The sequence below is a fragment of the Bacteroidota bacterium genome, assembly GCA_016715945.1.
Taxonomy (GTDB): domain Bacteria; phylum Bacteroidota; class Bacteroidia; order Bacteroidales; family F082; genus JALNZU01.
Map to the genome: position 1 here is coordinate 1,740,591 of JADJXJ010000001.1, position 13,775 is coordinate 1,754,365.

The window sequence follows — 13,775 nt, forward strand, 5'->3', positions numbered from 1 at the left end:
GGGCCTGAGGGCAATATATCAGCTAACTTTGATAGGGTAAAACCTGAACCGATGAAAATCACATTTCTGGGTGCAGCCCGTGAAGTAACCGGCAGCAAGCACCTGATCGAAACCCGCCACGGCAAGCGTATCCTGCTGGATTGTGGCTTATATCAGGGTAAAGGCCTCGAAACCGATGCCCTGAACCGCGACCCCGGTGTGGACCCTGCCACCATCGATCACATCATCCTCACCCACGCCCATATTGACCATTCCGGCCTTATCCCCTACTTTTACAAAAACGGTTTCCGTGGCTCTGTCATCTGCACCCATGCCACACGCGACCTGTGCAGCATCATGTTGCCCGACAGCGCGCACATCCAGGAACAGGATATCTATTGGTTCAACAAAAAGCGGGCACGCCAGGGGCTACGACCTGTGCCACCCCTTTACACCCAGAACGATGCCCGCCAATGCCTCGAGCTGTTTATCAGCACGGCATACAACCGCAAGTTTTATATCGACAACAACATCCGGGTGAAGTTTACCAACAGCGGCCATATGCTTGGCAGCGCCGTGGCTACCATCGAGATTGATGAATACGGCAGCATGACCCGCATTGGCTATACCGGCGACATTGGCCGGCCGGGCAACTACCTCCTGCAATCGCCCCATCCCTTTCCGCATTGCGACATCCTCATCACCGAAAGCACCTATGGCGACCGCCTGCACGAAGAACGCGACATCGCCGAAAAAAGGCTGCTCGAAGTGGTTGAGCACACCTGCAACAACAAAAAGGGCAAACTCATCATCCCCTCTTTTGCCATCGGCCGCGCTCAGGAAATCGTCTTTCTGCTCAACAACTTCCACAACCAGGGATTGTTGCCCAAAATCCCCGTGTTTGTCGACAGTCCGCTGGCCCTCAATGCCACCAATATTTTTCGGATGCACCTCGATGAGATGAACAGCCATGTGGCCGAAGTGCTCGAATCCGACCCCGACCCCTTTGGTTTCAACACCCTGCACTATGTGAACAATGTGGAAGAATCGAAACAGCTCAACAGCCTCGAAGGACCGGCCATCATCATCTCGGCTTCAGGCATGGCCGAAGCTGGGCGCGTTAAACATCACCTGGCCAACAACATCGACAATCCGCGAAACAGCATCCTTTTCGTAGGCTATTGTGCGCCAAGCACTTTGGGCGCACGCATTCAGCAAAAACCCGACGAAATATCCATCTTTGGCATGCCACACAAGCTCAGGGCCGAAATTTACAGCATTGACGCCTTCAGTGGTCATGCCGACTATCGCGAAATGGGCGAGTATCTCGAATGTCAGGACAGGGAGCGGCTTCAACGCATTTTTCTGGTGCATGGCGAAGCACAAGCTGCAGCACACTACGCCCAATGGCTTGAAGGACTGAACTTCAGGCAGATAACTGTGCCTGCAAAAGGAGATTCGGTCGAACCGGTCTGAAACTTGTTCAGTTGCTGTTCAGCTCAAATTCCCGGATGAGTTCCTCCGGACTTTTGCCAAGATTGCGGATGGCTGCTTCGGCCTCCCCGGCGAATTCATGAGTGGGATACAGCTCAATAAATTGCGAATAAAAGTGCCGTGCCGAGGCAGTGTCGTCGAGGCGCGTGTCGTAAACAAAAGCCTTGAGGAACAGACTCATAGCAGCTTTCTCATGTTCAGGATATCGGGCCATGAGCCGGTCGAGCAACCAGATGGTGCGGCCGGGATCGGCAAAATACATGCTCAGGTCGGCAGCCTTGAAGAGGTATTCCGGCGAACGCCCGTCGTTTGGCAGCGAGTCGGCATAGCGCACGTAAAGATCCATCAGCATGCGGGCGGTATCCTGGCTATACACCCCATCTTCAGTAAACAATGCTGCCTCGAGCTCAGCAATCTTGTCGCCCGTGCCGGCCTGTTTTTGCCCCGACCGTCCGCAGGACATCGTTACCGAAATAAACATCAACACAAGAATCGCTAAACTGATCCGACTTCTCATAACTCTGAATATTAACGCTTTACACTTTTATACCTGCCGGGAAAGATCATTCGGTAATCCACATCCACCCGGCCTTCGGATATATCTTTGAGCTTATTGCGGAGCAGCATTTTGCGCATCGGACTGAGCCTGTCCACATACAACACCCCGTCGATATGGTCATATTCGTGCTGGATCACCCTGGCAATGAATCCCGCATAGGTCTCGGTGTGGGGCACAAAGTTTTCGTCCACATAGGTAATGGTGATTTCAGGCTTGCGGCTCACTTCTTCGCTTAGTCCCGGAATGCTCAGGCAGCCCTCGCTCATGCGTACTTCTTCCCCATTTTCGCTGGTGATGTGCGCATTGATAAAAACTTTTTTAAAATCCTTAAGTTCAGGATATTCGTCGGCATACGGGCTGGCATCAATCACAAACAGGCGGATGGATTTGTTCACCTGGGGCGCAGCAAGGCCCAGCCCGTGCGCTGCGTACATGGTTTCCCACATATCGCTGATCAGCTGTTGCAATCCGGGATAATCGGGTTGGATGTCCAGTGCCACTTTCTTCAGGGTGGGATGTCCGTATGCTACAATGGGTAAAATCATGATGGGGTTCAACTTTGGTTTTTGCTGTGCTCGAGGTAGCTCTGTAGAATAAGCGTGGCCGAAATGGTATCCACCAGCGCCTTATCCTGCCTTTTCTTTTTGCCAAGGCCGGCATCTATCATCGTCTGGAATGCCATGCGCGAGGTGAAACGCTCGTCGTATCTGACCACCGGGATATCCGGAAAAGCCTGCCTGAGGCGCCTGGCAAAAGGCTCCGTAAAGCGCGAGGCATCCGACGGCCGGTTCATCATATCGCGTGGTTCGCCCACCACAAAGAGGTCAACCTGTTCGGTGGCAAGATAGTCTTTCACAAATTGAATGACTTCATTGCTGGGCACGGTGGCCAGGCCACTGGCAATGATGCGCAGAGGATCGGTTACGGCTATACCCGTACGTTTTTGACCGAAATCGATGGCCATGATGCGTCCCATTGCGTGAATCTGGTTTTCAGGCCACAAAATTAGCAAGATTAGCAATGCAAGCTTGATGTGGATCAAAGGCTTATACCGCAGGATGAAGTAACTTTGCGCACAGCAAAGCCCGGAATTATGGACTTGATCCATCTGAAGAGAATCATCGAACAGGCCTGGGACAACCGGAGCCTGTTGCAGCAGGAAGAAGTTAAAACAGCTATCAATCAGACTATTGCACTTATCGACAGTGGAAATCTCCGCGTAGCCGAACCCGATGGCGAGGGCTGGAAGGTGAACGAATGGGTGAAAAAAGCTGTCATCCTTTACTTTCCTGTGCGCCAGATGGAGACCATTGAGGTTGGCCCGTTCGAGTTTCACGACAAGATACCGCTGAAAAGGAATTTTGCTGCCCAGGGCGTACGTGTGGTGCCCCATGCCATAGCCCGCTACGGAAGTTTTCTCGAAAAAGGCGTCATCATGATGCCCTCGTATGTGAACATTGGGGCCTGGGTGGGCAGCGGCACCATGGTGGATACCTGGGCCACGGTAGGTTCCTGCGCACAGATTGGGCGCAATGTGCACCTGAGTGGCGGGGTAGGCATTGGCGGGGTGCTCGAACCCGTGCAGGCTGCTCCCGTGATCATCGAAGACGACTGTTTCATCGGGTCGCGCTGCATCGTGGTCGAAGGCGTTCGCGTGGGACGCGAAGCCGTGCTGGGCGCCAATGTGGTGCTCACCCAAAGCACCCGAATCATTGACGTCAGCCAGGAGCAGCCGGTCGAATACAAAGGCTATGTGCCCGAACGCTCGGTGGTGATCCCCGGCGCGGTCACAAAAAAATTTCCTGCCGGAGAATTCCAGGTAGCCTGCGCACTCATCATCGGCAAACGCAAACAAAGCACCGACCTTAAAACCTCGCTCAACGACGCCCTGCGCGACTACAACCTGAGCGTCTGATCGAATCCCCTAATTCAAATCGCTCTGCAACCTTTAAGGGCATATCAGCTTCTTGTTATTTAATTGTTAAATTTGAAGTGACAATTCAGCTGAGATGCCAGTATTCAAAGGTGCGTCGACCCTTTGTCCGGGAAAGCTATTCATCGTTCTGCTTTGTCTGGTAATAACCCTGAAAGCTGAACGGCTGCAAGGGCAGGTGCTGATCAACGAGATGATGGCCTCCAATGCGTCCACACTGGCCGATGAAGACGGGGATTATCCTGACTGGATAGAGCTTTACAACAGCAGCTCAGAGCCTTTCCCACTCCAGGGATTTGGGATGAGCGACAATCCTTCCAACCCTTTCAAATGGACTTTTCCGCAGGCCATTTTGCCACCCAACGGATATCTGGTGGTGTTCGCTTCGGGTAAAAACCGCACCTCGCCTTTTGGACCACTACATACCAACTTCAGCATCAGCGCCCAGGGCGAAACTTTGCTGCTCACCTCTCCCGATGGCATTCGCATGGATTTGTTGCCTCCGGTAACCCTTGCAGCCGACATATCGTTTGGCCGCCTGCCCGGCACCCCCGACAGTCTGCGTTATTTTGAAACAGCTACCCCTGGCGGACCCAACAACACCCCCGCTTTTCTGGGTTACCTCGTAGCGCCGCACATCAGCTTTACCCCCTTGTCCGACAGCACCTTCCACCTCGAAATCACCCTCACCGATCCACAGGCAGCCATCTACTACACTACCAATGGTGCTGCGCCCGACATCAACGCCCCGCAATACCAAAACCCACTTGTGCTGAGCTTTCCTCAATCGGAAAGCCTGATGTACATCCGCACCAATCCACCGGAAACCGACACCCTGGGCTTCGGCTGGAAAAGTCCGGAAGCCATTTTTCCGAAGGCAATTGTCGTTCGCGCCAAAGCATACCGCGAGGGCTTCATCAGTTCGCCCGTAAACACCCGCACCTACACCAACCGCAGCTGGGACTTCCCTTTGGTTTCGATAGCCACCGATGCACAGCATTTATTTTCCGATTCCACCGGCATTTATGTTCCCGGCATCATATATCAGCAAAACGGCTACGGACCCGACATGTATGGCTATCCGAATGCCAATTATTTTCAGGAAGGCCCGGAATGGGAACGCCCGGCCAATGTGGAATTTATTTTCCCCGGCAAACCAGGTTTGAGCCAGCCTGCCGGAATGCGTATTCACGGCGAGCGCACCCGCGCCCTGCCGATGAAATCGATCCGGTTGTATTCCCGAAGCGAATACGGCCCATCCACTTTCGATGCCGATATTTTCGACAACGGCAAGACCAACTACAAAAGGTTGATACTGCGCAACAGCGGTCAGGACTTTTTCATTTACACCACCATGCTGCGCGATGCAGCCATCCAGCGCATCAACGAAGGGCTGAATTTCGGGCGGCAAGCCTGCAAGCCTGCCATCGTTTTCATCAATGGCGAATTCTGGGGTTTGCATAACATCCGCGAGCGCCAGGATAAATACTACCTGCAGATGCACTATGGCATCAATCCCGACAATATCGACCTGCTCGAACAATACTGGGCCGAAGTGGATGAGGGTGATAACCTGTTCTATTGGGAAACCTTTGATTACCTGACGGCAAATTCTCCGCAATTGCCCGAAGTTTACGACTCGGTCAGCAAGCGCATCGATATCGAAAGCTTCATTGACTACCAGATTGCCAACATCTTTGCCAACAACACCGACTGGCCGGGCAACAATATCCGCATATGGCGCAGCCGGAATCCTTTCGATCCCTCAGCCCCGTATGGTCACGATGGCCGGCTGCGCTGGCTTATGTACGACACCGATTTTGGTTTTGGGCTGTTCGGTGGTGCAGAAGCTGCGACTTTCAACACCCTGGCTTTTGCGACAAACGAAACTGACACCAGCTATGCCAATCCGCCGGATGCCACATTGTTTCTCAGGCGTCTGCTCGAGAACGAAGTTTTTCGCACGAGGTTTATCAACCGCTATGCCGACTTGTTAAACAGCTGGTACAAGCCCCACCGCACTGCAGGCATCCTGGCGCAGATGGCCGGAAACATTGCTCCGTTCATGCCCCTGCACATCCAGCGCTGGGGCTATCCGCAGGATCTGGCGCAATGGCACGACAACCTCCTGCTGATGCACGATTTTGCCGCCCAACGACCGGCCTATGCGTGGCAGCATCTGCGCGAAAAGTTCGATCTGGGACAGGATGCCGAGATAGTGCTGGATGTAAACGACCCCCAGATGGGCTGGATTCGCATCAACACCCTGCCTTTGCTTGGCGATACGCCCGGCTTGGATGATGCGCCTTATCCCTGGAGCGGCATGTATTTCGAAGGGGTGCCTGTCGCGCTAAAAGCCATTCCTTACGATGGTTACACCTTTGTGGGATGGGAAGGTTTGCCGGAACTGGCCGATTCGGTGGTCTATGTGCCGGTTGCCGGCACGCAGTGCATCAAAGCCCTCTTCGCTCCTGAACAATCCGAACCCCGGCAAATCATCCACTACTGGCATTTCAACCAATTGGCATCCGGACAGCTCGGGCAAATTACCTCCGACTACTCCGCCGTTGGCAGCGCTTCCATCAGCTACGCAGGTACCGGTGCAGGGTATATGGACAGGGTGTCTGATGGCACCACGTTGAACGGACAACAGGGCGCGGTTCCCGGCTACGCGCTGAGGGTGCGAAATCCGTCAAACAACCGACTTCTTGTATTTACCTTCAGCACAACAGGTTATACCGATCTCAGGCTGAGCTATGCCGTCCGCCGCACACCCAATGGCCAGCAAAGCCAACAGCTCTTCTACCGCACCTCGCCTGATGGATCATGGAACAGCCTCGGGGCACCCCGACAGATAAAAGAGGATTATCAACTCGCGGAATACGTGCTCGACAGCCTGAGCGAGCTTAACAACCGGCCGGAAGTTCAGCTGGCAATAGGGTTTCCCGGCCCTGAGGCCGCCGGCAACGAAGGCAACAACCGGTTTGACAATGTGCTGATCGAAGGACGATTAATAACACTTGCAAAGCCGGATAAAAAGATGAGTGCCGGTGTTTTTCCAAACCCGGTGCATCGGAGTGATGGCCATATCAACATCCGACTCGAAAAAAACTATCCACTGAATATCAGGCTTCTGGATTTGCAAGGCAGAATTGTGCTTGATCAAAAATTTGAAGCAACAAACAATGTGCGTCTGAAGTTGCCCGATGGCCTTTCGGGAATCTACCTGCTAAGGCTTGAAAGCGGTCAGGAAAGCAGTACTTTGCGTTTAGTTGTAGTTAATTGAAATGCAACCTGTTATGCTGGCCCGGCCTGTCGGTAACTAAAGCGCTGGATGGTTTCCGCATTTCGCAGGTTTCACGCGCAAAACAACAAGAAAAATCACCATCAATCGGACACCCCTGCCACCGGAATATTGAGCAACAATATTTGATCTTCTGTTAGTTGCAATATTTTCTGAAGATTTTCCTTCTCCATCCATGAGCGCGGGCGGCAAGCGAGTTTTTCGGATGCGCAAAACAACAAAACATTCTGCGCAACCATTCCGGCATCCAGGGCTGCCCATTCCAACCGCTGATCGCGTTCGCCCATCCGGAAGCGGCTGATATCCGACACCAGCAACAGAAATACAGGGGCTGCAGCAAAGTCGGCCTGGCTGCCGGCCACAAGCAAGCGGTGATCACCTTCAGCAACAAGCCGTATCTGATGTTCCTTTGGTTCGTACAACCAAACTCCCTGATCATCTGCCAGATAAATATCAACATCCTGTGCATTCAGGGCCGATGGCGCAGTTCGCCGCTCTGATTCGGGCCTGTTGATGCCATTGGCAGCCCAGAGGAGGGCCGAAACCACTTCGCTTCGCAGTGTTGCGGACTCAAACTGCCGGGCCGACATGCGCTTTTCGAAAACCTCCTTCATCCTCATATTGTGGGTGAAACCTTCAGCAGGCTCTGCAAGCCGCTTCACTTCCTGTGCTTCGAGCGAATATAGTACTGAAGCACAACACAATGCGATAAAAGCTTTACTGCAAAACACCATCAACTTCCTTTTCATTTGTCAGGCTTTTTGCTATAAAGCTAATCAAAAAAACACCAGGGAAAGTGACCACAATCGTGAAGCGCATTTCAGATCGTCAGCCACTGAAACTGATATTTTAAAAATACTGAAGCAAAAAACTTCCTTCAATTAGGCTGCTTTCACAGTATCGTGTCAGGATGCTGATTACTTTTGTTGTGCGCATCCTATGCCATCCGAACCAAGCAAAATACTCATCATCCAAACCGCCTCGATTGGCGACGTGGTGCTTTCGACTGCCTTGGCCGAAAGCCTCCATCGTCATTATCCACAGGCACAATTGCACTATCTGGTCAGGAAGGGTTACGAAAGTCTTTTTGCAGGCCATCCACTTGTGAGCAAAATATGGACCTGGGACAAGACCCGGCGAAAATACCGCTCGCTACTCAGATTGGCACTGGAAATCAGAAAAATGCGATATGACCTCGTTGTCAATGTACAACGTTTTTTCAGTAGCGGACTGCTTACCGTACTTAGCGGAGCAGCAGTTACCTCAGGTTTTTCGAAGAATCCGTTAAGCAGGTTTTTCACCCATGCTGCAGCCCACCACATCGGGCAGGCCTCAGGAGCACCCCACGAAACAGAGCGCAACCACGCGCTGATCGCATTTGTCGAAGGAATCCGTCCTGCCCGGCCTGCTTTGTATCCTACAGCGGATGATTTTGCAGAAATTCAGCCCTACCTGGACAAGCCATTTTTCACCATCTCTCCCGCATCGCTCTGGTTTACAAAGCAATATCCCGAAGAGAAGTGGATAGAGCTGATGGGCAGGCTGCCCGATGATCACAATATTTACCTGTTGGGTTCGAAGGCGGATGAAGCCTTGTGCAGCCGGATTGCCCATGCATCGGGACATCCCCTGGCACAAAATCTGGCCGGCAGACTAAGTTTGCTGCAATCGGCTGCCCTGATGAAACATGCCCGCATGAACTACACCAACGACTCGGCGCCCATGCATCTGGCCGGCGCGGTAAATGCCCCGGTGGCTGCGGTGTTTTGCTCCACCGTGCCCGAATTTGGCTTCGGTCCGCTGTCGGATGTGGCCCACGTAGTGCAGTATAACGGCAAGCTAACCTGCCGGCCCTGCGGACTGCACGGGCACAAAAGCTGTCCTGAAGGACATTTCCGCTGCGCCCGCGATATCAATGTCTCTCAGTTAATTTCGGTGGCATGAATCACTTTCAGGAAGAAGTCGAAAAAGCTGCCAGCGCACTCAAAAAAGGCCTGGTCATTCTCTATCCCACCGATACTATCTGGGGGCTTGGCTGCGATGCCACCAACCGTAAGGCCATCAACAGGCTACTGAAGATCAAGCGACGCAACGACAGCAAAAGCCTGATCACGCTGATCGACGACGTGTCGAACCTGCACAAATATGTCAAAGACGTGCCACCCATAGCTTACGACCTGCTTGAAAATGCGGCCAATCCTTTGAGTATCATTTACCCTGCCGGACAAAACCTGGCCCGCAATGCCCTCGGCTCCGACGGCTCGGTTTGCATCAGGGTAACCAATAGCAGCTTTTGCAAATCGCTGGTTCAGGCTTTCGGAGCTCCCATCGCTTCCACTTCGGCCAACTTTGCAGGTGAACCTACACCACTATATTACAGACAAATCTCTCAGGAACTGATCCGCAGTGTGGACCACGTGGTCAACCTGTATCAGGATGTGATCAGCATGCCCAAAGCCAGCACCATCATCCGCCTGGAGCACGATGGCAATTTCACTATCGTCCGGCCCTGATCGGCCAAAATAATTTCAGGCCAACAAATCAAAGAATCGTTTGTTCCTCCATCAGGTAAAGTTCCGCAACCGCTTGCGGTGCTTCAGTTATTTAGAATTAGTTTAAACTAAGGGATTTTTCACTAATTTTGCCGTCCGAAAAGAGGATCCCCTCCAACAAAGGAAAAAGCATGACACACAAGAAATTTTCGCTCGAGAACACCGACAAGGAAACCCTGAAAAAATGGTACAGCCTGATGACGCTGGGCCGCCAGATTGACGATAAGGCACCCAATTACCTCAAACAGGCCCTTGGCTGGTCGTATCACGCCCCTTATGCAGGTCACGATGGCATTCAGCTGGCAATCGGCCAGGTATTCGACCGCAACCACGACCACCTGTTTCCGTATTACCGCGACATGCTCACCGCCATCTCGGCCGGGCTGACCGCTGAAGAAATCATCCTTAACGGACTATCCAAAGCCACCGACATTGCCAGTGGCGGCCGCCATATGTCGAACCACTTTGCCAAGCCCGAGTGGAACATCCACAATGTTTCGTCGGCCACCGGAAACCATACCCTGCATGCCGTTGGTGTGGCCAGGGGAATGAAAAGGTACGGATCGAAAGGCGTTGCCATCAGCTCGCAGGGCGAATCGTCCACCAGCGAGGGTTATGTGTTCGAAGCAATCAACGGCGCCAGCAACGAAAAACTGCCGGTGATCTTTGTGTTTCAGGACAATGGCTACGGCATCTCGGTGCCCCAGCGCGACCAGAGCGCCAACCGCCGAGCGGCCGCCAATTACTCCGGCATAAAGAACCTGAAAATAATGTATTGCGACGGCAAGAATGTGTTCGACAGCATGAACACCATGTTTGCCGCCAAAGCGCATATCGAAAAATATGGCGAGCCGGTGATCGTACACGCCAACTGTGTGCGCATCCATTCGCATTCCAACTCCGACCGCCACGAGCTTTACCGCGACGACAACGAACGCCACTGCGTGAGGCTGAGCGACCCGCTCGAGCGCTTCCGCATCCAGCTCATCCACTCGGGTAAGTTTACCAAGGAAGAATTGGACGCACTGGACGAGGAAGCCAAAAAAATCATCTCGGCAGCCCACAAAAAAGCCATCATGGCCCCCGATCCCGATCCGGCCAGCATCCACAACTTCGTGTTTGCCGAAGCCTATCAGCCCACAAAATACCCCGATGGCACCCACGATGGCACCAAGGGCACAAAAATGAAGTTTATCCAGGCGCTGAACGAAACGCTCAAGGCCGAGTTCCGGCTGAATCCGGACACTTTTATCTGGGGTCAGGACGTAGCCAACAAAGACAAAGGCGGCATCTTCAACGTGACCAAGGGGATGCAGCAGGAGTTTGGCAAGGAGCGCGTGTTCAATGCCCCCATCGCCGAAGATTTTATCACAGGTACGGCCAACGGCATGAGCCGCTTCAGCGATAAAATCCGCATCGTGATCGAAGGCGCTGAGTTTGCCGACTACTTCTGGCCGGCTATGGAGCAATACCTCGAAACTTCGCACGACTACTGGCGCAGCAACGGTGCCTTTGCACCCAACGTGACCATCAGGCTGGCTTCGGGTGGCTACATCGGGGGCGGACTCTACCACTCCCAGACCATCGAAGGTGCGCTGGTGAGCCTGCCCGGCGTGAGGATAGTTTATCCCTCATTTGCCGACGATGCTGCCGGCCTGCTGCGCACTGCCATGCGCTCCAAAGGCCCGACCCTCTTCCTCGAACCCAAAGCGCTCTACAACGACCCGCTGGCCGAGACCATCGTACCCGACGACTTTGAAGTGCCATTCGGAAAAGCGCGCATTCGCCGCGAAGGCAAACACCTGAGCATCATCACCTACGGCAACACCACACATATGGCCCTTCAGGTGGCCGAGCGCCTGTGGCAGGAACGCAAAGCAGAAGTGGAAGTGATTGACCTGAGGTCGCTTATCCCGCTCGACGAGGAAGCTATTCTGGCCAGCGTAAAGAAAACCTCGCGCGTGCTCGTGGTGCATGAAGACAAAGTGTTCGGTGGCTTTGGCGGCGAAGTTGCATCCATCATCACCGAAAAAGCCTTCCAGTGGCTCGATGCCCCCATCAAGCGTGTGGGATCTACCTTCACCCCGGTCGGCTTCAACAGAATACTCGAAAAAGCCATCCTGCCCAATGCGGAAAAAATCTATGCCGCTGCAGTTGAAACGCTTGATTTTTAATGAGATAATTTTCTTTGCTAAAAACAGCCGGGCAGATAACCCGGCTGTTTTTTTTATTCGGACTTTTTGACCGGTTGGTGCATCCCGGGCAGCCAAAACTGAATAATGCTACATTTGCCAGCCTGGTACAACATTTGTGGAACAACGACTGTTATTATCAAAAATGCTCATATCATGCCCAAAAACTTGATCATCATCATCGCAGCAGCCCTTGTGCTGTGGACCGGCAGCCTCCCTGCCCAGCAAACAAGCCGCTCCGACCCGCGCGAAACCTCACAAAAAATAGCCGCCACCCTATTCTTTATCGAAAATTTCTACCTCGATACGGTGAACACCCCGAAGCTTACTGAGCAGGCCATCATCGGCATGCTCAAGGAGCTCGACCCGCATTCGTCGTATCTATCAAAAAAAGAGGTGGATGCCGCCAACGAACCCCTTGAAGGCAGTTTCGAGGGCATAGGCGTTACTTTTCAGTTGTTCAACGATACCATTCTCATCGTATCTCCTGTGCCGGGCGGGCCGTCCGACAAGCTTGGGATTCAGGCCGGAGACAAGATCATCCGCATCAACGGCGAGGATGCTTTCGGACCGAAGGTGAACAACAATTATGTGATGGAACGCCTCAGGGGCAAGCGTGGCACCACGGTAACAGTGAGCATCCTCAGGCAGGGCCGCAAAGAGCTGATCGACTACACCATCACCCGCGACAAAATACCCATCAACAGCATCGACGCCACCTTTATGCTTCCGGGCAATACAGGTTTTATCAAGCTCAACAGGTTTTCGAAGACCACCATGGAAGAGTTCAGGGCTTCGATGCAGCAGCTCAGGGAGCAGGGCATGGAAAACCTCATCCTCGACCTGCGCAACAATTCCGGCGGCTTTTTGAACACAGCCGTTGAGCTTTCGGACGAATTTTTGCCGGCCGGCAGCCTGGTGGTGTACACCGAGGGACGCAACAGCCCGCGTCAGGATTTCTTTGCCACCGGAACCGGCAGTTTCGAAAAGGGTCGCCTGGTGGTGCTGATCAACGAAGCCTCAGCTTCGGCCAGCGAGATTGTTTCGGGTGCCGTGCAGGACTCCGACCGTGGGCTGGTCATTGGCAGGCGTTCATTCGGCAAAGGGCTTGTCCAGCGCCCGTTTCAGCTTCCTGATGGCTCGGTCATCAGGCTCACCACTGCACGCTACCACACGCCGACCGGACGAAGTATCCAACGTCCGTACAACGACGGCACCGAAAGCTATTTTCGCGACATGCAGGAGCGGGTGCGCAGGGGCGAACATATGCACGCCGACAGCATTCATTTCCCCGATTCGCTGAAATATTACACCCCGGCCGGTCGCCTGGTCTATGGCGGAGGCGGCATCATGCCCGATATCTTTGTGCCTTTCGACTCTACACAATATACAGACTATTACTCCAACCTCATCCGCAGGGGCGTGTTCAACCGGTACACCCTGGAATACACCAACCGCGAGCGCAACCGAATCAAAAAGAACTTCCCCACTTTTGCGCAGTTCAGAAAAGAGTTCGAGGTAAACGAGGTGATGATGAAAGAATTCCTGGCAATGGCCGGCAACGAAAAAGTGGAATGGAACGAAGCCCAGTACAAGCTTTCGGAGAGCCTCATCCGTCAACAAATCAAGGCATTGATAGCCAGAAATATATGGGATATGAACGCTTACTGGGAGATCATCAGCGAAACCGACGAAACGGTGTTGAAAGCGCTTGAGGTATTGCGTTCGGACGGTTTCTTCTCTTACCTGCGCAAATAGGCGC

At 53.2% G+C, this 13,775-nt stretch carries 11 protein-coding genes; 7 read left to right on the forward strand and 4 right to left on the reverse strand.

Annotated elements, in window-relative coordinates; genetic code table 11:
* Positions 1–51: 51 nt before the first annotated feature.
* Complete coding sequence (locus tag IPM52_06700; protein MBK9291297.1) at positions 52–1,455, forward strand: MBL fold metallo-hydrolase; 1,404 nt, start codon at positions 52–54, stop codon at positions 1,453–1,455.
* Between the two features lie 7 nt (positions 1,456–1,462).
* Here IPM52_06700 and IPM52_06705 read toward each other — a convergent pair whose 3' ends face one another.
* From IPM52_06705 to ruvX, 3 genes are read right to left on the reverse strand one after another with little or no spacing between them, the layout of a single operon-like run.
* The gene (locus IPM52_06705) at positions 1,463–1,990 is read right to left on the reverse strand and encodes a hypothetical protein (protein MBK9291298.1); all 528 of its coding nucleotides are present in this window, start codon (positions 1,988–1,990) and stop codon (positions 1,463–1,465) included.
* Between the two features lie 11 nt (positions 1,991–2,001).
* Complete coding sequence (gene def, locus IPM52_06710; protein MBK9291299.1) at positions 2,002–2,577, reverse strand: peptide deformylase; 576 nt, start codon at positions 2,575–2,577, stop codon at positions 2,002–2,004.
* Positions 2,578–2,585: 8 nt separating this feature from the next.
* Positions 2,586–3,008: a Holliday junction resolvase RuvX gene (gene ruvX / locus IPM52_06715; protein MBK9291300.1), complete on the reverse strand. Its 423-nt coding sequence runs from the start codon at positions 3,006–3,008 to the stop codon at positions 2,586–2,588.
* A 123-nt stretch (positions 3,009–3,131) separates the two neighbouring features.
* On the opposite strand from ruvX, the gene IPM52_06720 reads away from it, so the two are divergent.
* Both IPM52_06720 and IPM52_06725 read left to right on the forward strand, forming a co-directional pair.
* Positions 3,132–3,947: a 2,3,4,5-tetrahydropyridine-2,6-dicarboxylate N-succinyltransferase gene (locus tag IPM52_06720; GenBank protein MBK9291301.1), complete on the forward strand. Its 816-nt coding sequence runs from the start codon at positions 3,132–3,134 to the stop codon at positions 3,945–3,947.
* A 94-nt stretch (positions 3,948–4,041) separates the two neighbouring features.
* Positions 4,042–7,251, forward strand: a complete 3,210-nt coding sequence (locus IPM52_06725; protein MBK9291302.1) for a CotH kinase family protein — start codon at positions 4,042–4,044, stop codon at positions 7,249–7,251.
* A gap of 101 nt (positions 7,252–7,352) precedes the next feature.
* On the opposite strand, the gene IPM52_06730 is transcribed toward IPM52_06725, so the two are convergent.
* Positions 7,353–8,018, reverse strand: coding sequence for a SagB/ThcOx family dehydrogenase (locus tag IPM52_06730; protein ID MBK9291303.1), 666 nt, complete (start codon positions 8,016–8,018; stop codon positions 7,353–7,355).
* A 190-nt stretch (positions 8,019–8,208) separates the two neighbouring features.
* Between IPM52_06730 and IPM52_06735 the strand changes: the two genes are divergently transcribed.
* The 4 genes from IPM52_06735 (at position 8,209) to IPM52_06750 (ending at position 13,771) form a co-directional block, all read left to right on the forward strand.
* Entirely contained in the window at positions 8,209–9,213 is a 1,005-nt protein-coding gene (locus tag IPM52_06735; GenBank protein MBK9291304.1) for a glycosyltransferase family 9 protein, read from the forward strand.
* Entirely contained in the window at positions 9,210–9,782 is a 573-nt protein-coding gene (locus IPM52_06740) for a threonylcarbamoyl-AMP synthase (protein MBK9291305.1), read from the forward strand. Before IPM52_06735 ends, IPM52_06740 begins: the two co-directional genes overlap by 4 nt.
* A gap of 170 nt (positions 9,783–9,952) precedes the next feature.
* Complete coding sequence (locus IPM52_06745; GenBank protein ID MBK9291306.1) at positions 9,953–11,995, forward strand: 2-oxoisovalerate dehydrogenase; 2,043 nt, start codon at positions 9,953–9,955, stop codon at positions 11,993–11,995.
* Between the two features lie 174 nt (positions 11,996–12,169).
* Positions 12,170–13,771 (forward strand): S41 family peptidase, encoded by a 1,602-nt coding sequence (locus tag IPM52_06750; GenBank protein MBK9291307.1) that lies wholly within the window; start codon positions 12,170–12,172, stop codon positions 13,769–13,771.
* Positions 13,772–13,775 lie beyond the last annotated feature (4 nt).

Coding starts and splice junctions, on each gene's coding strand:
- IPM52_06750 (MBK9291307.1), top strand. CDS start 12,170: ATGCCCAAAAACTTGATCATCATCATCGCAGCAGCCCTTGTGCTGTGG.
- IPM52_06725 (MBK9291302.1), top strand. CDS start 4,042: ATGCCAGTATTCAAAGGTGCGTCGACCCTTTGTCCGGGAAAGCTATTC.
- ruvX (MBK9291300.1), bottom strand. CDS start 3,008: ATGGGACGCATCATGGCCATCGATTTCGGTCAAAAACGTACGGGTATA.
- IPM52_06700 (MBK9291297.1), top strand. CDS start 52: ATGAAAATCACATTTCTGGGTGCAGCCCGTGAAGTAACCGGCAGCAAG.
- IPM52_06740 (MBK9291305.1), top strand. CDS start 9,210: ATGAATCACTTTCAGGAAGAAGTCGAAAAAGCTGCCAGCGCACTCAAA.
- IPM52_06745 (MBK9291306.1), top strand. CDS start 9,953: ATGACACACAAGAAATTTTCGCTCGAGAACACCGACAAGGAAACCCTG.
- def (MBK9291299.1), bottom strand. CDS start 2,577: ATGATTTTACCCATTGTAGCATACGGACATCCCACCCTGAAGAAAGTG.
- IPM52_06735 (MBK9291304.1), top strand. CDS start 8,209: ATGCCATCCGAACCAAGCAAAATACTCATCATCCAAACCGCCTCGATT.
- IPM52_06730 (MBK9291303.1), bottom strand. CDS start 8,018: ATGAAAAGGAAGTTGATGGTGTTTTGCAGTAAAGCTTTTATCGCATTG.
- IPM52_06705 (MBK9291298.1), bottom strand. CDS start 1,990: ATGAGAAGTCGGATCAGTTTAGCGATTCTTGTGTTGATGTTTATTTCG.